This is a genomic window from Streptomyces sp. NPDC053665 (genome assembly GCF_055585285.1).
The window spans coordinates 319,643-341,158 of sequence record NZ_JBVJKK010000002.1 but is presented as its reverse complement, the minus strand read 5'-3'; the positions used below and the strand labels follow the sequence as shown (position 1 = coordinate 341,158).

The following is a 21,516-nucleotide window of genomic DNA, read 5'->3' as shown; positions in this document are numbered from 1 at the left end:
GTGGTCCGGGCGCCCCTTCGTCGTACGGGTACGGGTCAGCGGGCCTTCGGCCCGCCCTTCGGCAGGCGCATGCCCTTGGGCATCGGGCCCTTCGGCAGCGGCATGTTGCTCATCAGGTCGCCCAGGGCGCGCAGCCGGTCGTTGGTCGCGGTGACCTGCGGGCCGGTCAGCACGCGCGGCAGCTTCAGCATGGTCGTGCGCAGCTTCTTCAGCTCGACCTGGCCTTCGCCGGTGCCCACCACCAGGTCGTGCACGGGAACGTCCGCGACGATGCGGCTCATCTTGCGCTTCTCGGCGGCGAGCAGGGTCTTCACCCGGTTCGGGTTGCCCTCGGCCACGAGCACGATGCCGGCCTTGCCGACCGCGCGGTGCACCACGTCCTGGTTGCGGTTCATCGCCACCGCGGGGGTCGTCGTCCACCCCCGGCCGATGTTGTCGAGCACCGCCGCCGCGGCACCGGGCTGGCCCTCCATCTGCCCGAAGGCGGCCCGCTCGGCCCGGCGCCCGAACACGATCGCCGTCGCGAGGAAGGCGAGCAGGAGGCCCAGGATGCCGAGATAGATGGGGTGACCGATCAAGAAACCGATCGCGAGGAAGACACCGAAGGTGACGATTCCGACAGCCGCGAGTACAAGACCGATCTTCTTGTCGGCCTTGCGGGTCATCTTGTAGGTCAGGGCGATCTGCTTCAGTCGCCCGGGGTTCGCAGCGTCCGCTGCGGGTTCCTTCCTCGCCATGCCACGAAGTCTACGTGTCCGCACGAGCGCCGACGACGGCAGTGCCGCCCGGGGCCCGTGGAGCGCGGTCCTGGCCTCAGGGGCGGGCGGACAGGGTGTGCGTGAGGGACTGCTCCAGCACGCGCTGCGCCTCGACCCGGTCCTTGGCGCGACGACGGTCCTCCAGCACGGAGGTCCACGCGTTGCGCCGGGCGGTGCGCTGGCCGCTGCTCATCAGCAGCGCCTCGACCGCGCGCAGGGCGGTCGTGAACGACGGGATCGCGGTGGCGCGGACGGGCGCGGCCTGCATGGGTGAGGTCCCCCCTCGGAACGGGTGTACGTGCTGTGAGTTCAGCGTCACTGATTGGTGTTACCAGGGCGTGACCGGCCGGTCAAACACCCGTGAAGCCCGGCCGGGGAGCGGGGGAACGCCGACGCGGTCCTGACGTACGCCCTCATCTGCGAGGACGGTCAGGACCGCGTCGAACCGGTCAGTACCGGTCGGTAGCATCACGTGCGCGAATTCACACGATTGTCTCGTCCCGTACCGGGAAGAGGGGGTGACGCCGCGTCAGACGGCCTGGGCCGCGACGCGCGCGTCCCGCTGCTCCATGGCCATCCGGTACAGCCGCCCGGCGCGGTACGAGGAGCGCACCAGCGGGCCGGACATCACGCCGGAGAAGCCGATCTGCTCGGCCTCCTGCTGCAGCTCCACGAACTCGTGCGGCTTGACCCAGCGCTCCACGGGGTGGTGGCGCACGGAGGGGCGCAGGTACTGCGTGATGGTGACCAGCTCGCAGCCCGCCTCGTGCAGCTGCTTCAGCGCGTCGCTGACCTCCTCGCGCGTCTCGCCCATGCCGAGGATCAGGTTCGACTTGGTGACCAGGCCGTAGTCGCGGGCCTCGGTGATCACCTTCAGCGAGCGCTCGTAGCGGAAGCCGGGGCGGATGCGCTTGAAGATCCGCGGGACGGTCTCGACGTTGTGCGCGAAGACCTCGGGGCGGGAGGAGAAGACCTCCTCGAGCTGCTCGGGGATCGCGTTGAAGTCGGGGGCCAGCAGCTCGACCTTGGTGTGGCCGCCCTCGCGGCCGGCCGTCTGCCGGTGGATCTGGCGGACCGTCTCGGCGTACAGCCAGGCGCCGCCGTCCTCCAGGTCGTCGCGGGCGACGCCGGTGATCGTGGCGTAGTTCAGGTCCATGGTGACCACGGACTCGCCCACGCGGCGGGGCTCGTCGCGGTCCAGCGCCTCGGGCTTGCCGGTGTCGATCTGGCAGAAGTCGCAGCGCCGGGTGCACTGGTCGCCGCCGATGAGGAAGGTCGCCTCGCGGTCCTCCCAGCACTCGTAGATGTTCGGGCAGCCGGCTTCCTGGCAGACCGTGTGCAGGCCCTCGCTCTTCACGAGGTTCTGCATCTTGGTGTACTCGGGGCCCATTTTCGCCCGGGTCTTGATCCACTCGGGCTTGCGCTCGATGGGGGTCTGGCTGTTGCGGACCTCCAGGCGCAGCATCTTGCGTCCGTCGGGTGCGACTGCGGACACGACCGGCTCCCTAGCGTTGATTCTTCGGCGTCCTCAAGGGTACGCCCGTGGATTTGAATGCCTGTGTGTGGTGTCAGCCCCCTCCCCGCGGGCGTTTATGCCGCCGGTGTCCGCTCGATCTCCCGGGGCTTGAGGTCGGCGTTCTCCAGGACGTCCCTCAGGTGGCGTTCCACCACGGGCAGGACCTCCTCGATCGTCACGTCGCGGCCCAGCTCGGCGGCGAGGGAGGCCACGCCCGCGTCGCGGATGCCGCACGGGATGATCCGGTCGAACCACTTGTTGTCGGGGTTCACGTTCAGCGCGAAGCCGTGCATCGTGACGCCCTTGGCGACGCGGATGCCGATCGCCGCGATCTTGCGGTCCTCGCGGCGCTGGCCCGCGTTGGAGGGGGCGTACTCCGGTCCGTTCAGCCGCGGGTCGAACTCCTCGTCCTGCAACCGCGGGTCGAAGTCCAGCGAGAGGCCTCCGAGCGCGGGCCGCTGCTCGACCGGGTCGCCCAGGACCCACACGCCGCTGCGGCCCTCGACCCGGGTCGTCTCCAGCCCGAAGTCGGCGCAGGTGCGGATCAGGGCCTCCTCCAGGCGCCGGACGTGGGCCACCACGTCCACCGGGCGCGGGAGCTTCTGGATCGGGTAGCCCACCAGCTGTCCGGGGCCGTGCCAGGTGATCTTGCCGCCGCGGTCCACGTCGATGACCGGCGTGCCGTCCAGGGGGCGCTCGTTGTCCGCCGTGCGCCGCCCGGCCGTGTAGACCGGCGGGTGCTCCAGGAGCAGGACGGTGTCGGGGACCTCGTCGGCGAAGCGCGCCGCGTGCACCCGGCGCTGCTCGTCCCAGGCCTCCTGGTACTCGACGGCCTCGTCGCCGAACCCCATGCGGACGAACCGCAACTCACTCACGGCAAGCGCCTCCCTCGGACGGGTGTGTCAGGCACGTAACGCGCCCACGCCACTGTACGTCCGGCCCGGACACGTCAGTCCCGGGGTCAATCCTCACACGATCGGATGAATGTCCGGGAAAATGTGTGATGGGGTGCTTACTCTCCGCTACATTCGCGCCGTTCAGCAAGGCATAAGGCCAGCTCACAGGCAATCCGCGCACATCACGAAGGCCGGAAGGCAGGAGACCGCACCGCAGATGACGGAACGACCCGCGCAGCGCACCCCCAACCGACAGCTCGCCGCGCTCATCGCAGAAGCGGGGTTCTCCAACGCGGGACTCGCCCGTCGCGTGGACCAGCTCGGGCTGGAACACGGCCTCGACCTGAGATACGACAAGACCTCCGTCACCCGGTGGCTGCGCGGCCAGCAGCCCCGGGGGACCACGCCCGCCCTGATCGCCGAGGTGTTCACCCGGCGCCTGGGCCGCCGCCTCACGGCCCAGGACCTGGGACTGGACGCCTGCGCGCCGGTCTACGCGGGGCTGGAGTTCGCCGCCACCCCGGAGGAGGCCGTCGACATCGTCAGCGGGCTGTGGCGCAAGGACTCCGGCAGCCACGCCGAGCTGCGCAAGATCGCCTTCACCCCGGCCGGGCTCGTGGTGCCCAGCCGGGACTGGCTGATCGGCCGCGCCGACGAGAAGGTCGCCCGGGGCGAGCCCCACCCCGCCCGCATCCCCGCGCAAGGCCGCCCCGCCCTGAGGCTCCCGGCCGAGCAGGGCGTCGCGTCCCTGCCCCGCCAGCGCGGCGGGGCCGAGCGCGGACCCGGCCAGCGGGTCACCGCCGGGGACATCGCCGCCCTGCGCTCGGTCGGGGAGCTGTTCCGCACCCTCGACGACGCCTACGGCGGCGGCCACGCCCGGCAGGCCCTCGTGCGCTACCTGGAGCACGAGTGCGAGCCCATGCTGCGCGGCACCTACGGCGAGCAGACCGGTCGCCGGCTGTTCGCCGCCGCCGCCGACCTGACCCGGCTCGCCGGCTGGACCTCGTACGACATCGCCGCCCACGGACTGGCCCAGCGCTACTTCGTGCAGGCGCTCCGGCTCGCCCAGGCCGCCGGGGACCGGGCGTTCGGGGCCTACGTGCTGGTCACCATGAGCCGCCAGGCCGTCTACCTGGGGCACGGGCGGGAAGCCGTGCAGCTCGCCCGGGTCGCCCAGCAGGGCGTGGGCACCGCCGGGCCGCCCGTCCTGCAGGCCCTGCTGCACGCCTCCGAGGCGCGCGGGCACGGGGTGCTCGGCGAGGTCCGGGCCTGCACGGCGGCCCTGGTGCGCGCCGAGCGGGCCCTGGAGACGGCCCGCCCCGGGGACGACGTGCCGCCGTGGGCGAGGTTCTTCGACGAGGCCCAGCTCGCCGACGAGTTCGGCCACTGCCACCGCGACCTCCAGCAGTTCCGCGCCGCCGCCCAGCACGCGGAACGCTCACTGCAACTGCGGGCCCCGTCCTACGCCCGCAGCCGGCTGTTCTGCCGCGTCGTCCTCGCCACCGCCCGCCTCGGGCTGGGCGAGCTCGACCAGGCCTGCCAGCTGGCCGCGGAGGCCGCGGGCCAGGCCGCCGAGATGCGCTCGGTGCGGGCGGTGGAGTACGTGCGGGACTTCGAGCGGCGGCTGGAACCGTACAAGGACGCGGCTCCGGTGCGGACCTACCGCGACAAGGTGGCGGCCCTGGGGTGAGGCTCCTCGCTCGCCGGGGGTGGCCCTAGGCAGCCCTCGGGACGGTCGGCACGGGGTCGGCGGCATGCATCGACCGCCCCGCCCCCAGGTCCGCCAGGATCGCCGCGGACGCCCGGTGCCCGGAGTGCAGGGCGCCCTGGACGGTGCTGGTGTCCCGGTGGTCCCCGCACACGTACAGGCCCGCGAGCAACCGCACCGGCCGCCGCAGATCGTGCGGCGGCCGCATGGCGGGCACCGCCTCGGCCGTGTGGTGCACCGCCAGCGTCTCCCACCGCGCCGTCGACGTCCCGTACAGCCGTGCCAGGTGCATCCGCACGGCCGTGTCGACGTCGCCCGGCGGCCGGCCGAGCACCGTCGAGGACACCAGGGCCCGGCCCACGGGCGCCCGGGACGGATCGACGTGGCTGAGCACCGCCGTGTGGGCCACGGGGCCGCCGAGGTCCGCGTCGAGCAGCAGGGACGCGCCCGTCGCCGGCGGCTCGTCGGTGGTGTGGTGCACCACCGTCACCGGGTGGAAGTCCGGTACCCGCAGCCCGGGCAGCAGGACGGCCGCCGCCCGGGCGTCCGTCGCCACCAGCACGGCCCGGCAGCGGATCACCCCGTGCTCGGCGGTGGTCACCGAGGTCGTGGAGACGGAGGTGACGCGCACGCCGGTGTGCACCGACCCCTCCGGCAGGGTCCGCGCCAGCAGCTCGGGCAGGGCCTCCGCCCCGCCCTCCGGCACGCACAGCCGGCCGCTCGCGAAGGCGCGCAGCGCGAGGTCGGCGCACCGGCTCGACGTCGTCAGGTCCGGGTCGCACAGCAGGGCTGCGAGCAGCGGGCGCAGGAAGCCGTCGATGGTCCGTGCGGGCAGCCCCCGTTCGGCGAGGGCCTGGCCGGCGGGCAACTCCGGGCGGGCCAGCAGCCGTTCGGCGGAGGTGCCGGCCAGCCGGGTCAGGGCCGCGCCCAGCCGGGCCTGGTCGACGGCCGTGCCGAGCGGGGCGCCGGACCGGCTGCGGGGCACGGAGACCTGCCGGCCGGGCACGGCCACCGGCCTGCGCGGCACCCGGGGAGCCGCCGGCGGCCGAGGCGCACCAGCCAGCGCACGGACCGCGTGCAGCGCGCCCCGTGCGCCCCCCACGCCGGGCTGGACGCCCGCGCGGTGGTGGCGCCCGTCCCCGTGCAGCAGGACGCCCGGTGCGAAGGGGCGCAGCACCAGCCCGCCCAGCCCCGGGGTCCGGTGTAGTTCGGGATACGCCGTGGACAGCAACTGGCCGACCCGGTCGAGCCGGAATCCGTCGACCTTCTCCGTCGCCATCCGGCCGCCGACGTGATGGGCGGCCTCCAGGACCATGGTCGTCACTCCTGCGCTGGTCAGCCGATGCGCGGCCGAGAGGCCGGCGACCCCGGCCCCCACGACGACCACGTCCGCCTGGTACGCGGGCTCAAGCACGTGCCCCTCCTCGAGGTTGCGCGGGCGCTGGAGACGTCATGCCCTCAACAGGCCCCAGGGATACGCGAGTTCCGGTCGAGCGTAGGGCTGTGATCGGTCAGATGGGGTCGCGCATGCACAGGGCACGGTCGCACGGTGGTCGCATTCGGATGCCGTGTGGGCATGAAGTGGTCACGGGAGACTGGTGCGCGACCGGGGGCCGGGCCCCGGGGGAACCGGGGGAACGGGAGAAGGCGGCGGAAGCGGCCGCGACAACCGCGGCGGGGCGCGGCCCTCGTGGGCCGGTGTGTGGTGCGGAGCGCCGGCCGCTGCACCGGCGAGGCGCGGCGCGGGGTCGGCAGCCGCGCCGCCGGTGTGGCGCGGACAAGGACCCTCGTGGGCGGGCGTGTTACGCGGTGCGTCGGCCCGCGTCGGCGGTGTGGGGCGCAGACCAGGGATCCCGCGGGCCGGTGTGAGGCGCGCAGTGCCCGCGCAGTGTCGGCTCTCGCGCAGGCGGTGTGGGGCGGGGAGGCGGCCCCCGCGGGGCAGGGGAGCGGCCCCCCTGGGCTTATGTGCGGCGCGGGAGCGGCCCCCTGGGGCTGGTGTGGGGCGTGGTGGAGACGCCCCCCGGTGGGCTGGTGTGTGGCGCGGACTGTCGTGGTCCCTGCGTCGGCGGGCGGCGGGGGGACGCACGCGGGCTTGGGGCGTGGCGCGGGGCCGCGATTCGGGGGCCTACAGCGCTGCGCGGAGCGCTCCCTCGATGTCCGGGAACGCGAAGCGGAAGCCGGAATCCAGCAGCCGCGTCGGCAGGACGCGGGCGCTGCCGAGGACGTCGCCGGCCATCTCGCCCAGCACGGACCGCAGGACGGGCGCGGGCACCGGGAACACCGTGGGCCGGCGCAGCACCCGCCCCATCGCCGCGGTGATCTCACGGTTCGTCAGGGGGTTCGGGGCGGTGATGTTGAACGGCCCCGACAGGCCGTCGGTGTCGAGGAGGTGCCGGATCGCGGCGACCTCGTCGTGCAGCGCGACGAACGACCAGTACTGCCGCCCGTCGCCCATGCGCCCGCCCAGCCCGGCCCTGAACAGCGGGAACAGCCGCCCCCACGCCCCTCCCTCGCGGGAGACCACCAGCCCGGTCCGGGTGAACGCGGTGCGGACACCGGCCTCCCGGGCGGGCGCCGCTGCCTCCTCCCACTCCACGCACACCTCGGGCAGGAAGCCCGAGCCCGCCGGGGCGCTCTCGTCGACGGCGCGGTCCCCGGTCTCGCCGTAGTAGCCGATGGCGCTGCCGTTCACGAAGACCCGCGGCCGGTCCGCGTCGTCCAGCGAGGCCACCGCCCGCGCGAGCGCGGCCGTGCCGTTCACCCTGCTGTCGCGGATCCGCTGCTTGTAGGCGTCCGTCCAGCGCCGGTCGCCGACCCCGGCCCCCGCCAGATTGACCACCGCGGCGCACCCGGCCAGCCCGGCCGCGTCCACCCGCCCGCCCTCCGGGTCCCAGCGGACCTCGTCCGTGCCCCGGGGCTCCCGGCGCACCAGGCGCACCACCTCGTGCCCGTCCGACGCCAGTGACCGCACCAGGGCGCCGCCGATGAGACCGGACGCGCCGGCCACTGCGATACGTGAGCGTTCCATCCCCCCATCCTGCCCCCGGACCCCGCATATCCACTGTCGGACCACGGGCCCCGCGACCTAGGGTGACGCCCATGCCCGACCATCCCGACGTGCGCGTCCGCGTCGCCGTGCCCGAGGACGAGACGGAACTGGCCCTGCTGGACCGGCGCGCCTGGTCGCCCCTGCACGCCGTGACGCCCGAGCCGCGGCCGCCCTACCCGCCGTTCTTCAGCGACCGGCACCCGCCGCAGGACTGCCTCGTCGCCGAGCACGACGGCCGCCCGGCCGGGTACGCGCACCTCGGCTTCCCGACCCCTCTCGCCGCGAACCGGCACGTGCTCCAGATCCAGGGCCTCGCCGTCGCCGAGGAGGCACGCGGCCGCGGGGCGGGCCGGGCCCTGGTCCGGGCCGCCGTCGCGGAGGCCCGCCGGCGCGGCGCACGGCGCCTGACCCTGCGCGTCCTCGGCCACAACACCCCCGCGCGCAGGCTCTACGAGGCCGAGGGGTTCGTGGTGGAGGGCGTCCTGCCCGAGGAGTTCCTCCTCGACGGGCGGTACGTCGACGACGTCTTCATGGGGCGCTTCCTCTGAGCCGCACCCGGCGCGCTCACGACCCGGTGGGCTCGCCGGTGTCCACCGGTTCCGTCGCCCGCGCCGCGCGCTCGGCCTCCGGGGCGACCTCGTCGGCCGTCAGCACGTACCCCGTCTCGGCGTCCGACGTGGAGCGGGCGAAGACCACGCCGAACACCCGGCCGTCCGTGGTGAGCAGCGGGCCGCCGGAGTTGCCCGGGCGGACCGTGGAGCGGATCGAGTAGATCTCGCGGACGGCCGTGCCCTCGTTGTAGATGTCCTGGCCGGTCGCCCGGACCCGGTTCGCGACCGTGGCCGCCTGCAGGTCCAGGTCGCCGTCCTGCGGATAGCCCGCCACCACCGCCGCGTCCCCGCGCCCGGCGTCGTCGTCGAAACGCAGGCTCGGCGCCCGCAGCTCCGGCACGTACAGCACGGCCACGTCCTTCTCCGGGTCGAAGAGCACCACCCGCGCCCCGTACGCCCGCCCGACGCCGCCGATCTGCACGGTCGGCTCGTCGATGCCGGCCACCACATGGGCGTTGGTCATCACGTGCCGCGGTGCGTACACGAACCCGCTGCCCTCGCGCCCCTGGGTGCCCGCGACGCCCTCCACCTTCACCGTGCTGCGCTGGGCGGCCCGGGTGGCGGCCCGCGTCACGTTGTCGCCGGTGGGCTCGGCGACCTCCGCCGCCGACTCGCTCTCGAACGGGTTGAAGACCTGCGGGAAGCCCGCCTGGGTCAGCGCGGAGGTGGCCTCCGAGAACCACGCCGGGGTCGTGTCCGGCATCGTCCGCTGCACGGCACCCAGCAGCCGTGAGTCGCGGATCGCCGAGGTGACCGCGGGCGAGGAGGAGGCACCCAGCACACTCGCGGCCACCCACGCCACGATCAGCACCGCGACCGCGTTGGCCACGGCCCCGCCCACCCCGTCCGCCACCCGGAGCGGCCCGCGGTCCAGCTCCCGCCGCAGCCGCAGCGCCAGCCGGCCCGCCAGCTCGTGCACCAGCACCGCCGGCAGCAGCACCGTGAGCACCGCCGTCAGCGTCGCCCGGGTCGTCCCCGGCTCGACCAGGTCCATCACCCACGGCAGGATCCACACGCCGACGACCGCGCCGCCGACGAACCCGGCCAGGGACACGCAGCCGGCCACCAGGCCGCGGCGGTACCCGGACGCCGCGTAGGCCAGGACGACCAGCAACAGCAGGATGTCGAGCAGGTCCACGCAACGCCGCCTCTCCTCGGGAACCCCTAGTACGCGCGGGAACGCCCCGTTGATCAGTCGCACCCGCGCGGCGGAGGAGACCCTTCCCGCACGCGTGCACCCGGAAAAACGCCGCGGACCGTGACGATGGTTCCACCGGGTGGCACATCACACATCGCGGACGGAGCGGAACAGGCCGACAGTGGGACCATGCGTGCCTTCGGAGGTCGGCCAGGGACACGCGGGCACCGCACCGCCGGGACGCCCGGCCGGGCGGGCCTGCCGCGCGCGGCCCGGGTGCTGCTCGGCTGCCTGCCGGGCACCGCCGCCGTCGTGGCGCTGGTGCTGTGCGCGCACGGCGTCGAGACGGCCGCCGAGGCCGGCGGCGCGGCCGCGCACCGGCCCGCCACCACCCCCTACGCCGCGCCCCGCCCGCCCATCGTGCCGCGCTCGCAGTGGCTGGGCGGGGCGGCACGCACCCAGCCCCGCCCCCGCTACGACGACCGGGTCGCGGCCGTCTTCGTGCACCACACCGACTCGCCCAACGGCTACGACTGCGCCGACGCGCCCCGCATCATCCGCGACGTGTACACCGGCCAGCGGGGCACCCGCGACTGGGACGACATCGGCTACAACTTCGTCGTCGACCGCTGCGGCACCATCTACGAGGGCCGGGCCGGGGGCGTCGAACGGGCCGTCACCGGCGCCCATACCCAGGGCTTCAACCACCGCACCTCCGGCATCGCCGCCCTCGGCACCTTCACGGAGGGCATGCCCGTCCCGCAGCCGATGATCAGGTCCATCGCCGCGCTGGCCGCCTGGAAACTCGGCCTGAGCGGCACCGACCCGCGCGCGCACGTCCGCCTGGTCTCCAGCAACGGCCTGAGCCGGTACGCGGCCGGCAGCACCGCCACGCTGCCCGCCCTGGCCGGCCACAACGACGGCTACATGACCAGCTGCCCCGGCGCCGCCCTGCACGCCCGGCTGCCGCAGATCCGCGACATGGCGGCCCGGATGCAGGGCAGGCCGGCCCCCACCCAGGAGGGCCACAGCCGCCGCGCGGCGTCCTGAGCCCCGGGCAGCCGCACACAGGGCGGGCTCCGGTCAGCCCCTGAACCGCTCCCACAGCCGGGGGTAGCGCTCGGCCAGCAGCCGCTCGTTCTCGAAGTCCAGCGGCGTGCCCTCCGGCTCCGGGGGCGGCGCGGCGATCTCCAGATCGGGGGCGACCACCCCGGTGAGCTGCTCGTACGCCTCGTCCGCCGCGTAACCGAGCTCCTCGCCGTCGCCGTCGATCTCCTCGTCGAAGTCGTCCAGCAGCCCGGCGAGCGCGTCCGGGTCGTGCAGCGCCCCCTCGAAGACCTCCCGGCCCTGGCCGATCAGCCAGCAGCGGAAGAAGTCGAAGGCGTCGTCGCTGGCGCCGTCCAGCAGCACCCAGGCCGCGCCCCACAGGTCCCAGCGGTAGGCCCGGTGGTAACGGGACTCGAAGTGACGGGCGAAGTCCAGCACCGAGTCCGGGTCCAGCCGAACGAGCCGTTCCACGAGCAGATCCGCCTGCTCCTCCGGGTCGCCCTCGGCGGCCTCACGGGCGTCGTCCACCAGCTCCCAGAACTCCGTCTCGTCCATCACGGGTCCAGCATCGGGCCTGGGGCACAGGGGCGCACCCGGAGTGGACGGGATCGTTATGCGCCGTCCGCCCGTCCGTACAGGCGCGCCAGCCGTGCCGCGTCCGCGGCGAACCGCTCGCGCAGCCCCGCCGGTTCCAGCACCTCCGCCTCCGGGCCCAGCGCCGCGAGCTGGCTGTGCGCGACCTCCTCGGACTCCACCGGGAGGTCCACCCGCACCCAGCCCTCGCCGTCCGGCTCGCCCGCCCCGGCCAGGGCCTCCCGTGCGGTGAACGGGTCGAGGGCGTACGGCAGGGCGCGCACACCGGCCGGGGACAGCCGCACCACCACGCGGGCCCGCAGGATGGACCGCGCGAACTGCTCGGCCCGCTCCTCCCAGAACGCGGGCAGGTCGAACTCCGGCACCCGCTCGAAGCGCTCCTCAGCCGGTTCCACCGCCGTGAACCGGTCGATCCGGTACACCCGGAAGGACGTGCCGCGGGCCACCCGCGCGCACAGGTACCAGACGCCCGCCTTCAGCACGAGCCCGTACGGCTCCAGCTCCCGGACGACCTCCTCCTCACCGCGCCGGTAGCGGGCGCCGATCCGCCGGTCGTCCCAGACCGCGTCCGCGACCGCCGGCAGCAGCGCGGGCGTCTTCGGCTCCCTGAACCAGTTCGGCGCGTCCAGGTGGAACCGCTGCGCGGCCGTCCGGGAGGCGTCCCTGAGGGACGGCAGCAGCGCCGCCGACACCTTCAGCCGGGCCGCCGAGGCCGCGTCCTCCAGTCCCATCTCACGCAGCGCCCCGGGCACCCCGGACAGGAACAGCGCCTCCGCCTCGCCGCGGTGCAGCCCGGTCAGCCGCGTCCGGTACCCGCCGACCAGCCGGTAGCCGCCGGCCCGGCCCCGGTCCGCGTAGACCGGCACGCCCGCCTCCGACAGCGCCTGCGCGTCGCGCGTCACCGTCCGCTCCGACACCTCCAGCTCCCGGGCGAGCTCGGCGGCCGTCATGGAGGGCCGGGACTGGAGCAGCAACACCATCTTGATCAGCCGGGCAGCACGCATAGGACCATCATGGTGCGTGTCGGGGTGCGGCTGTGTGGGGGCGGGCCTGTTCCAGGAGCGCGGTACCTGCACGACGAAGCCCCCGCCGGCCCGCGGCCGACGAACGACCGGGACCGGCGGGGGCCGCAGAACCTACAGGCCGTACTTCTCGCGCGCTTCCTTCACGGACGCCGCCTTGACCTCGCCGCGCCGGGCGAGCTGGGCCAGGGCCGCGACCACGATCGACTCGGCGTCGACACCGAAGTGGCGGCGGGCCGCGTCACGGGTGTCCGACAGGCCGAAGCCGTCGGCGCCCAGCGAGGACCAGTCCTGCTCGACCCACTGCGCGATCTGGTCCGGGACCTGGCGCATGTAGTCGGAGACCGCCAGCACCGGGCCCTCGGCGCCCTGGAGCGCCCGCCGCACGAACGGCACCCGCTCCTCGCCGCGCAGCAGCGCCTCGTCCGCCTCCAGGGCGTCCCGGCGCAGCTCGCTCCACGACGTCGCCGACCACACGTCGGCCGCCACGCCCCACTCCTCGGCGAGCAGCGCCTGCGCCTTGAGCGCCCAGTGGATGGCGGTGCCGGAGCCGAGCAGCTGGATCCGCGGGGCGTTCGCCGGGACGGTCACACCCGCCGACTCCGCCGTGTTGAAGCGGTACAGACCCTTGACGATGCCCTCGTCGATCCCCGCGACGGACGGCTTCGCCGGCTGCGGCAGCGGCTCGTTGTAGACGGTCAGGTAGTAGAAGACGTCCTGGTCCTCGCCCGGGGCGGCCTCGCCGTACATCCGGCGCAGACCCTCCTTGACGATGGCCGCGACCTCGTAGGCGAAGGCCGGGTCGTACGTCAGCGCCGCGGGGTTGGTCGCGGCGATGACGGGGGAGTGGCCGTCGGCGTGCTGGAGGCCCTCGCCGGTCAGGGTGGTGCGGCCGGCCGTGGCGCCGACCAGGAAGCCGCGGCCGAGCTGGTCGCCGAGCTGCCACATCTGGTCGGCCGTGCGCTGCCAGCCGAACATCGAGTAGAAGATGTAGAACGGGATCATCGTCTCGCCGTGCGTCGCGTACGACGTCGAGGCGGCGATGAAGTCGGCCATCGAACCGGCCTCGGTGATCCCCTCGTTGAGGATCTGGCCGTTCTTGGCCTCCTTGTAGTACATCAGCTGGTCGCGGTCGACCGGCTCGTACGTCTGGCCCTTGGGCGAGTAGATGCCGAGCGACGGGAACAGCGACTCCATGCCGAAGGTGCGCGCCTCGTCGGGGACGATCGGCACCCAGCGCTTGCCGGTCTCCTTGTCGCGGACCAGGTCCTTGACCAGGCGGACGAACGCCATGGTGGTGGCCACGTTCTGCGAGCCGGAGCCCTTGTCGAAGGAGGCGAACGCCTTCTCCGCCGGCGCGGGCAGCGGGGCGACCGGGTGCACGCGGCGGGCCGGGGCCGGGCCGCCGAGGGCCGCGCGCCGCTCCTGGAGGTAGCGGACCTCGGGGGAGTCGGCGCCGGGGTGGCCGTAGGGGACCACGCCGTCGACGAACGCGCTGTCGGAGATCGGCAGCTCCAGCAGGTCGCGCATGTTCTTGAACTCGTCCACCGAGAGCTTCTTCATCTGGTGGTTGGCGTTCTTCGACGCGAAGCCCTCGCCGAGGGTGTGGCCCTTGACCGTCTGGGCCAGGATCACGGTCGGCGCGCCCTTGTGCTCGACGGCCGCCTTGTACGCGGCGAACACCTTGCGGGACTCGTGACCACCGCGCGAGAGGTGGAAGCACTCGAGGATCTTGTCGTCGCTCAGCAGCTTCGCCATCTCCACGAGCGCCGGGTCGGCGCCGAAGAAGTCCTGGCGGATGTAGGCCGCGTCGCGGGTCTGGTACGTCTGGATCTGCGCGTCGGGTACCTGGCGCAGCCGGCGTACGAGCGCGCCGGTGGTGTCGAGCTGGAACAGCTCGTCCCAGGCGGTGCCCCACAGCGTCTTGATCACGTTCCAGCCGGCGCCGCGGAACTGGGCCTCCAGCTCCTGCACGATCTTGAAGTTGGCGCGGACCGGGCCGTCCAGGCGCTGCAGGTTGCAGTTGATGACGAACGTGAGGTTGTCGAGCTCCTCACGGGCCGCCAGCGCGAGGGCGGCGGTCGACTCGGGCTCGTCCATCTCGCCGTCGCCGAGGAACGCCCACACGTGCGAGGCGGAGGTGTCCTTGATGCCGCGGTTGGCCAGGTAGCGGTTGAAGCGCGCCTGGTAGATCGCCGACAGCGGACCGAGGCCCATGGAGACCGTCGGGAACTCCCACAGCCAGGGCAGGCGGCGCGGGTGCGGGTAGGAGGGCAGGCCGTTGCCGCCCGCCTCGCGGCGGAAGTTGTCGAGCTGCTCCTCGTCCAGCCGGCCGTCGAGGAACGCGCGGGCGTAGATGCCGGGGGAGGCGTGGCCCTGGATGTAGAGCTGGTCGCCGGACCCGTCGGCCTCCTTGCCCTTGAAGAAGTGGTTGAAGCCGGTCTCGTAGAGCCAGGCCGCGGAGGCGAAGGTGGCGATGTGGCCGCCGACGCCGTACTTGCTGCCGCGGGTGACCATCGCGGCCGCGTTCCAGCGGTTCCACGCGGTGATCCGCTGCTCCATCGCCTCGTCACCGGGCACGGCCGGCTCGGCGGAGGTGGGGATGGAGTTGACGTAGTCGGTCTCGAGGAGCTTCGGCAGCGCGATGCCGGCGCCCTCGGCGCGCTCCAGCGTGCGGCGCATCAGGTACGCGGCACGGTGCGGCCCGGCAGCCTGGGTGACCGCGTCCAGGGAGGCCTGCCATTCGGCGGTCTCCTCCGGGTCCCGGTCGGGGAGCTGGTCGAGCTCGCTCGGCTGGATGGCGTTGGGGTCGGTCATGTCGCCGCCTTCCTCAGTCGAAGGGGGTTCCCTCACGTAAGGGGATCGGGGGTGCCCTTGGTCTTTGGCAGGACAGGGCTGAGGCTTCGGTGGAAGCCCGTCGGCGACTGTAACTCCCTGATCGATGATCGATCAAAGGGTTGAGGACCAAAACCTCTTGATCACGAGAAAGTAGGCACGCGGTGCCTCCGACAGTGGCACGCGGTGACCGGGATGCGCCGGGTTCTCGCAGGTCGGAGGCGTTTGAGCGGGAGGGCGCTCGGGTGTCACGCCCGGGGTGCGCACCCCAGCACGTGGGCCTTCACCAGCTCGGCGATCCGGGGGTCCCGCCGCTTGAACGCGGCGACCAGCTCCTCGTGCTCCTCGGCGTACGACTGCTGCCGCGTGCCCAGCCAGCGGATCGACAGGGCGGTGAACACCTCGATGCCCAGGCCCTCCCAGGTGTGCAGCAGGACCGAGTTCCCGGCAGCGCGCACCAGTTCGCGGTGGAAGGCGACGGTGTGGCGGACCTGGGCGGTGCCGTCGGAGACGCGGTCGGCCTCGTGCAGGGCGCTGACGTGGGGCTCCAGCGCCGAGCAGTCCTCCGCGAGACCCTCGGCGGCCAGCTCCGCCGCGATGGCCTCCAGACCGGCCCGGACGGGATAGCTCTCCTCCAGGTCGGCTGCGGTCAGGTTCCGCACACGGACGCCCTTGTTGGGAGCGGACTCGATCAGGCGCAGCGACTCCAGCTCGCGCAGGGCCTCGCGGACCGGGGTCTGGCTGACCTCCAGCTCGGTGGCGATCCGGCGCTCGACGATCCGCTCGCCCGGCTGCCAGCGTCCGCTGATGATCCCCTCCAGGATGTGCTCGCGGATCTGCTCGCGGAGCGAGTGGATGACGGGCGCGGTCATGAGGGCTCCTTAGGCGGGATCGACGTTTAGACAATACGGCCGGTTCGCTCCGCGGGTGGGGCCGACGAGGGCGCTGTCGCGCAGGTGAGACGAGACTTACACAGGGGGTGTGGGGCTGTCGTTCGACCGGCGCCTTGTATGCGGCCTGCCGCGCAGTTCCCCGCGCCCCTGAACAAAGCGCCCCCGCCCGGAGATGATCCGGGCGGGGGCACCGTACAGCCGTACCGACGTGTCAGAGACCGAGCTCGACCTCGAACTCGCCGGCCTCCAGGATGGCCTTGACCGCCGTCAGGTAACGGGCGGCGTCGGCGCCGTCCACCAGACGGTGGTCGTAGGACAGGGTCAGGTACGTCATGTCCCGGACGCCGATGACGGGGCCGTCCTCGGTGTCGATCACGGCGGGGCGCTTGACCGTGGCACCGATGCCGAGGATCGCGACCTGGCCCGGCGGCACGATGATCGTGTCGAAGAGCGCGCCGCGCGACCCGGTGTTGGAGATGGTGAAGGTCGCGCCGGACAGCTCGTCCGGGGTGATCTTGCTGGCGCGGACCTTGCCCGCCAGGTCGGCCGTGGCCTTGGCGATACCGGCGAGGTTGAGGTCGCCGGCGTTCTTGATGACCGGGGTCATCAGGCCCTTCTCGGAGTCCACCGCGATACCGATGTTCTCGGTGTCGAAGTAGGTGATGGTCCCCTCGGCCTCGTTGATCCGGGCGTTGATCGGCGCGTGCGCCTTCAGCGCCTGGGCGGCGGCCTTGACGAAGAACGGCATCGGGGAGAGCTTGACGCCCTCACGCGAGGCGAACGCGTCCTTGGCACGGGCGCGCAGCTTCATCAGGCGGGTGACGTCGACCTCGACGACCGAGGACAGCTGCGCCTGCTCGTGCAGGGCCTTGACCATGTTGTCGCCGATGACCTTGCGGATGCGCGGCATCTTGACGGTCTGGCCGCGCAGCGGGGAGGCCTCCAGCGCCGGGGCCTTCTTCGCGGCCGACGGGGCGGCAGCGGCGGGCGCCGGGGTGGCGGCGGCGCTCTTCGCGGCCTCGGCGGCGGCGACGACGTCCTGCTTGCGGATACGCCCGCCGACGCCGGTGCCCTTGACGGTGGCCAGGTCGACACCCTGCTCGGCGGCGAGCTTGCGCACCAGCGGGGTGACGTAGGCGCCGTCGTCGGCCGGCTTGGCGGCGGCCGGGGCCGGGGCCTGGGCCGGAGCCGGGGCCGGCGCAGGAGCGGACGGGACCGGGTCGGGAGCCGGGGTGGTCTGCTGCTGCGGGGCCGGGGCCGAGGGGGCCTGCGGAGCCGGGGCCTGCTGGGCCGGGGCGGCCTGCTGCGGGGCCGGGGCCTGGGTGGGCTCGGGCTGCGCCGGGGCGGGCTCGGGCTGCGCCGGGGCGGCCGGGGCCTCCTGCGCGGGGGCGGCGGCCGGGGCGGCACCCGCCTCGCCGATGACGGCGAGCTTGGCGCCCACCTCGGCGGTCTCGTCCTCGCCCACCACGATCTCCAGCAGCGTGCCGGAGGTCGGGGCGGGGATCTCGGTGTCGACCTTGTCCGTCGACACCTCCAGCAGCGGCTCGTCGGCCTCGACCGTGTCGCCGACCGACTTCAGCCAGCGGGTGACGGTGCCCTCGGTGACGGACTCGCCGAGCGCGGGCAGGACGACGTCCGTGCCCTCGGCGGAGCCGCCGCCGGCAGCGGCGTCGGCGGTCGGGGCAGGCGCCGGGGCGGACTGCTCGGTGGAGGGCGCGGCCGCGGCCGGCTCGGGGGCGGGCTCGGCGACCTGCTCGGCCTGCGGGGCCTGCTCGGCGGCCGGGGCCTCCTCGGCGGCGGGGGCGCCGGAGCCGTCGTCGATGAGCGCCAGCTCGGCGCCGACCTCGACGGTCTCGTCCTCGGCGACCTTGATGGAGGACAGCACGCCGGAGGCGGGGGAGGGGATCTCGGTGTCGACCTTGTCGGTGGAGACCTCGAGCAGGGGCTCGTCGGCCTCGACGCGCTCACCCTCGGCCTTCAGCCAGCGGGTGACGGTGCCCTCGGTGACGCTCTCGCCGAGCGCCGGAAGGGTTACGGAAACCGCCATGGTTTCGGTTGCTCCTTACGGAAAGTGCGGAAGTCTGTGTCGTCGCGTTCGTCGACCGAGGGTCAGTCGTGCGCGTGCAGGGGCTTGCCGGCCAGGGCCAGGTGGGCCTCGCCGAGCGCCTCGTTCTGCGTCGGGTGGGCGTGGATGAGCTGCGCGACCTCGGCGGGCAGCGCCTCCCAGTTGTAGATCAGCTGGGCTTCGCCGACCTGCTCGCCCATGCGGTCGCCGACCATGTGGACGCCGACGACGGCACCGTCCTTGACCTGGACGAGCTTGATCTCGCCCGCGGTGTTCAGGATCTTGCTCCTGCCGTTGCCCGCGAGGTTGTACTTCAGAGCGACGACCTTGTCCGCACCGTAGATCTCCTTGGCCTTGGCCTCGGTGATGCCGACGGAGGCGACCTCGGGGTGGCAGTACGTCACCCGCGGGACACCGTCGTAGTCGATCGGGACGGTCTTCAGACCGGCCAGACGCTCCGCCACCAGGATGCCCTCCGCGAAGCCCACGTGCGCGAGCTGGAGGGTCGGGACCAGGTCACCGACGGCGGAGATGGTCGGCACGTTCGTGCGCATGTACTCGTCGACCAGGACGTAGCCGCGGTCCATCGCGACGCCCTGCTCCTCGTAGCCCAGGCCCTGGGAGACCGGGCCGCGGCCGATGGCGACCAGCAGGACCTCGGCCTCGAACTGCTTGCCGTCGGCCAGGGTGACCTTGACACCGTCCTGGGTGTACTCGGCGCTCTGGAAGAACGTGCCCAGGTTGAACTTGATGCCGCGCTTGCGGAAGGCGCGCTCCAGCAGCTTGGAGGAGTTCTCGTCCTCGACCGGGACGAGGTGCTTCAGACCCTCGACGATCGTGACCTCGGTGCCGAAGGACTTCCACGCGGAGGCGAACTCGACGCCGATGACGCCGCCGCCCAGGATGATCGCGGACTTCGGCACGCGGTCCAGGACGAGGGCGTGGTCGGAGGAGATGATCCGGTTGCCGTCGATCTCCAGGCCCGGCAGCGACTTCGGCACGGAGCCGGTCGCGAGCAGGACGTGGCGGCCCTCCACGCGGCGGCCGTTGACGTCGACGGAGGTGGGGGAGGACAGCCGGCCCTCGCCCTCGATGTAGGTCACCTTGCGGGAGGCGACCAGACCCTGCAGGCCCTTGTACAGGCCGGCGATCACGCCGTCCTTGTACTTGTGGACGCCCGCGATGTCGATGCCCTCGAAGGAGGCCTTCACACCGAACTGCTCGCTCTCGCGGGCCTGGTCGGCGATCTCGCCCGCGTGCAGCAGGGCCTTGGTGGGGATGCATCCCCGGTGCAGGCAGGTGCCGCCGACCTTGTCCTTCTCGATCAGGGCGACGTCCAGGCCCAGCTGCGCCCCGCGCAGGGCCGCGGCGTAACCACCGCTGCCACCGCCGAGGATCACTAGGTCGAAAACGGTGCTGGCGTCGTTCGCCACGTCACGTCCTCCATGCATGTGCGCCGTGAGCCGGTCGTCAGTGACCGGCAGGCGGCTGGTGTCCGGCCGCTCGTTCTTCGGCCCTTCGGTGGGGCCCTGTCCTGCCGAGCCCCATCTTCGCACTTGTCGGCACACAAGGAGACGCCGGGCTGCGGTGTGAGACACCCCACGTTCGGATGAGCGTGCCGGGGAGCGCCCCGAAGGGGCGCGGGGCTGTGTCTGATCTGCGGCTCCGCCGCGTGGGCGCGAGGGCACCGCGCCGAAGGGGCGCGGGGAACTGCGCGAACAGCCCCCACGCCCCCGCACTCGCCACACGACGGACGAGACCGGGCTCTCAGGGGAAGGTCAGCCCAGATCCCCGGCGGCCGTCAGCTCGGCCAGCCGCACCAGCGTCCGCACAGCCGTCCCCGTGCCGCCCTTCGGCGTGTATCCGAACGGCCCGCCCTCGTTGAAGGCCGGCCCGGCGATGTCCAGGTGCGCCCAGGTGATGCCCTCGCCCACGAACTCGCGCAGGAACAGACCGGCCACCAGGCCGCCGCCCATCCGCTCACCCATGTTCGCGATGTCGGCGGTCGCCGAGTCCATCCCCTTGCGCAGGTGCTCCGGCAGCGGCATCGGCCACGCCGGCTCCCCGACCTCCTCGGCCGCCTCCAGCACCGCCGTGCGGAAGGCGTCGTCGTTGCCCATGATCCCGAACGTCCGGTTGCCCAGCGCCAGCACCATCGCCCCGGTCAGGGTCGCCACGTCGACGATCGCGTCCGGCTTCTCCTGCGAAGCGGCCCACAGCGCGTCGGCCAGCACCAGGCGGCCCTCCGCGTCCGTGTTGAGGACCTCGACGGTCTTGCCGCTGTACATGCGCAGCACGTCACCCGGACGGGTCGCGGACCCGGAGGGCATGTTCTCCGCGAGCGCCAGCCAGCCGGTGACGTTGACCTCCAGGCCCAGGCGCGCGGCGGCGACGACCGCGGCGAACACCGCGGCCGCGCCGCTCATGTCGCACTTCATCGTCTCGTTGTGACCGGCCGGCTTCAGCGAGATGCCGCCCGAGTCGTAGGTGATGCCCTTGCCGACGAGGGCGAGGTGCTTCTTGGCCTTGGAGGAGGTGTAGGACAGCTTCACCAGGCGCGGACCGGACGCGGAGCCCGCACCGACGCCGAGGATGCCGCCGTAGCCGCCCTTGACGAGGGCCTTCTCGTCGAGCACCTGCACCTTGATGCCGTGCTCCTTGGCCGCGGCCTGGGCGATCGCGGCGAACGCCTCGGGGTCGAGGTCGTTCGGCGGCATGTTGATCAGGTCGCGGGCGCGGTTCAGCTCCTCGGCCACGGCGACGGCCCGCTCGACGGCCGCCTTGTGGGCCTTGTCGCGGGACTTGCCGCCGAGCAGCGTGGCCTCGGCGAGGGGCGCCTTGCCGTTCTTGGACCGGGCGTCCTTGCCGTTCTCCTTGTACGCGTCGAAGGAGTACGCGCCGAGCAGCGCGCCCTCGCCGATCGCGGCCACGTCGGCGGCGTCGGCCAGGGGCAGGGCGAAGGCGGCCTTCTTGACTCCGGCCAGGGCGCGGGCGGCGACGCCGGCGGCCTTGCGCAGGGCCTCGGCGGCGTAGTCGGCGTCCTTCTCGGGCACCGCGCCCAGGCCCACCGCCAGCACGAGCGGGGCCTTGAAGCCGGACGGCGCCGGCAGTTTCGTCAGCTCGCCCTCGGCACCGGAGGCGCCGAGAGTCTCCAGGACGCCGGCGAGCCTGCCGTCGTACGCCTTGTCCACGGCCTCGGCGCCCGGTGCGACGACCGGTCCCTTGGCACCCTTGGCCACACCGATCACGATCGCGTCGGCCCGCAGGCCGGGCGCCGCGGCGGTGCTGAGAGTGAGAGCAGTCACGGTGGTGAAATCTCGCTTCCGATGTGAAGTTGCAGTGGTCGAACGGTGTGGGTCGACCGGGCCCGAGCCGACCCTAGTC

17 protein-coding genes are annotated in these 21,516 nt (G+C 73.2%); 3 read left to right on the top strand and 14 right to left on the bottom strand.

Features of this window, described 5'->3' with window-relative positions:
- Positions 1 to 35: 35 nt before the first annotated feature.
- The 4 genes from ACZ6ZN_RS09085 to lipB form a co-directional block, all read right to left on the bottom strand.
- Positions 36 to 737 (bottom strand): DUF4191 domain-containing protein, encoded by a 702-nt coding sequence (locus ACZ6ZN_RS09085; RefSeq protein ID WP_398111230.1) that lies wholly within the window; start codon positions 735 to 737, stop codon positions 36 to 38.
- A 76-nt stretch (positions 738 to 813) separates the two neighbouring features.
- Positions 814 to 1,026, bottom strand: coding sequence for an SCO2195 family GlnR-regulated protein (locus ACZ6ZN_RS09080; RefSeq protein ID WP_451879218.1), 213 nt, complete (start codon positions 1,024 to 1,026; stop codon positions 814 to 816).
- A 261-nt stretch (positions 1,027 to 1,287) separates the two neighbouring features.
- Positions 1,288 to 2,253 (bottom strand): lipoyl synthase, encoded by a 966-nt coding sequence (gene lipA / locus ACZ6ZN_RS09075; RefSeq protein ID WP_398111228.1) that lies wholly within the window; start codon positions 2,251 to 2,253, stop codon positions 1,288 to 1,290.
- A 95-nt stretch (positions 2,254 to 2,348) separates the two neighbouring features.
- A complete protein-coding gene (gene lipB, locus ACZ6ZN_RS09070; RefSeq protein ID WP_398111227.1) occupies positions 2,349 to 3,149 on the bottom strand; it encodes a lipoyl(octanoyl) transferase LipB in 801 nt (266 codons plus the stop codon).
- Between the two features lie 238 nt (positions 3,150 to 3,387).
- On the opposite strand from lipB, the gene ACZ6ZN_RS09065 reads away from it, so the two are divergent.
- Complete coding sequence (locus ACZ6ZN_RS09065; RefSeq protein WP_469644492.1) at positions 3,388 to 4,860, top strand: regulator; 1,473 nt, start codon at positions 3,388 to 3,390, stop codon at positions 4,858 to 4,860.
- Positions 4,861 to 4,885: 25 nt separating this feature from the next.
- On the opposite strand, the gene ACZ6ZN_RS09060 is transcribed toward ACZ6ZN_RS09065, so the two are convergent.
- Entirely contained in the window at positions 4,886 to 6,292 is a 1,407-nt protein-coding gene (locus tag ACZ6ZN_RS09060) for an NAD(P)/FAD-dependent oxidoreductase (RefSeq protein ID WP_469644489.1), read from the bottom strand.
- A gap of 711 nt (positions 6,293 to 7,003) precedes the next feature.
- On the bottom strand, positions 7,004 to 7,906 hold the full coding sequence (locus tag ACZ6ZN_RS09055) for a TIGR01777 family oxidoreductase (RefSeq protein ID WP_469644486.1): 903 nt from the start codon (positions 7,904 to 7,906) through the stop codon (positions 7,004 to 7,006).
- A 71-nt stretch (positions 7,907 to 7,977) separates the two neighbouring features.
- Here ACZ6ZN_RS09055 and ACZ6ZN_RS09050 point away from each other — a divergent pair, with 71 nt between their 5' ends.
- Positions 7,978 to 8,475 carry a GNAT family N-acetyltransferase gene (locus tag ACZ6ZN_RS09050; protein WP_398111223.1) on the top strand — a complete coding sequence of 166 codons (498 nt, stop codon included), beginning with the start codon at positions 7,978 to 7,980 and terminating at the stop codon, positions 8,473 to 8,475.
- A gap of 16 nt (positions 8,476 to 8,491) precedes the next feature.
- Here the strand turns inward: ACZ6ZN_RS09050 and ACZ6ZN_RS09045 are convergent, their stop codons facing one another.
- A complete protein-coding gene (locus ACZ6ZN_RS09045; RefSeq protein WP_469644483.1) occupies positions 8,492 to 9,676 on the bottom strand; it encodes a MarP family serine protease in 1,185 nt (394 codons plus the stop codon).
- Between the two features lie 276 nt (positions 9,677 to 9,952).
- Between ACZ6ZN_RS09045 and ACZ6ZN_RS09040 the strand changes: the two genes are divergently transcribed.
- Complete coding sequence (locus ACZ6ZN_RS09040) at positions 9,953 to 10,726, top strand: peptidoglycan recognition protein family protein (RefSeq protein ID WP_451879230.1); 774 nt, start codon at positions 9,953 to 9,955, stop codon at positions 10,724 to 10,726.
- Between the two features lie 33 nt (positions 10,727 to 10,759).
- Here ACZ6ZN_RS09040 and ACZ6ZN_RS09035 read toward each other — a convergent pair whose 3' ends face one another.
- From ACZ6ZN_RS09035 to ACZ6ZN_RS09005, 7 genes are all read right to left on the bottom strand, one after another.
- Positions 10,760 to 11,278: a DUF4240 domain-containing protein gene (locus ACZ6ZN_RS09035; RefSeq protein ID WP_398111478.1), complete on the bottom strand. Its 519-nt coding sequence runs from the start codon at positions 11,276 to 11,278 to the stop codon at positions 10,760 to 10,762.
- 56 nt (positions 11,279 to 11,334) lie between these two features.
- Positions 11,335 to 12,321, bottom strand: coding sequence for a helix-turn-helix transcriptional regulator (locus ACZ6ZN_RS09030; protein ID WP_398111221.1), 987 nt, complete (start codon positions 12,319 to 12,321; stop codon positions 11,335 to 11,337).
- A 132-nt stretch (positions 12,322 to 12,453) separates the two neighbouring features.
- Entirely contained in the window at positions 12,454 to 15,156 is a 2,703-nt protein-coding gene (gene aceE / locus ACZ6ZN_RS09025) for a pyruvate dehydrogenase (acetyl-transferring), homodimeric type (RefSeq protein ID WP_469644481.1), read from the bottom strand.
- Positions 15,157 to 15,422: 266 nt separating this feature from the next.
- On the bottom strand, positions 15,423 to 16,046 hold the full coding sequence (locus tag ACZ6ZN_RS09020; RefSeq protein WP_398111218.1) for a GntR family transcriptional regulator: 624 nt from the start codon (positions 16,044 to 16,046) through the stop codon (positions 15,423 to 15,425).
- Positions 16,047 to 16,278: 232 nt separating this feature from the next.
- Positions 16,279 to 18,114: a 2-oxoglutarate dehydrogenase, E2 component, dihydrolipoamide succinyltransferase gene (gene sucB, locus ACZ6ZN_RS09015; protein ID WP_451879210.1), complete on the bottom strand. Its 1,836-nt coding sequence runs from the start codon at positions 18,112 to 18,114 to the stop codon at positions 16,279 to 16,281.
- A 62-nt stretch (positions 18,115 to 18,176) separates the two neighbouring features.
- Entirely contained in the window at positions 18,177 to 19,565 is a 1,389-nt protein-coding gene (gene lpdA, locus ACZ6ZN_RS09010) for a dihydrolipoyl dehydrogenase (RefSeq protein ID WP_398111216.1), read from the bottom strand.
- Between the two features lie 345 nt (positions 19,566 to 19,910).
- A complete protein-coding gene (locus ACZ6ZN_RS09005; RefSeq protein WP_398111215.1) occupies positions 19,911 to 21,437 on the bottom strand; it encodes a leucyl aminopeptidase in 1,527 nt (508 codons plus the stop codon).
- Positions 21,438 to 21,516 lie beyond the last annotated feature (79 nt).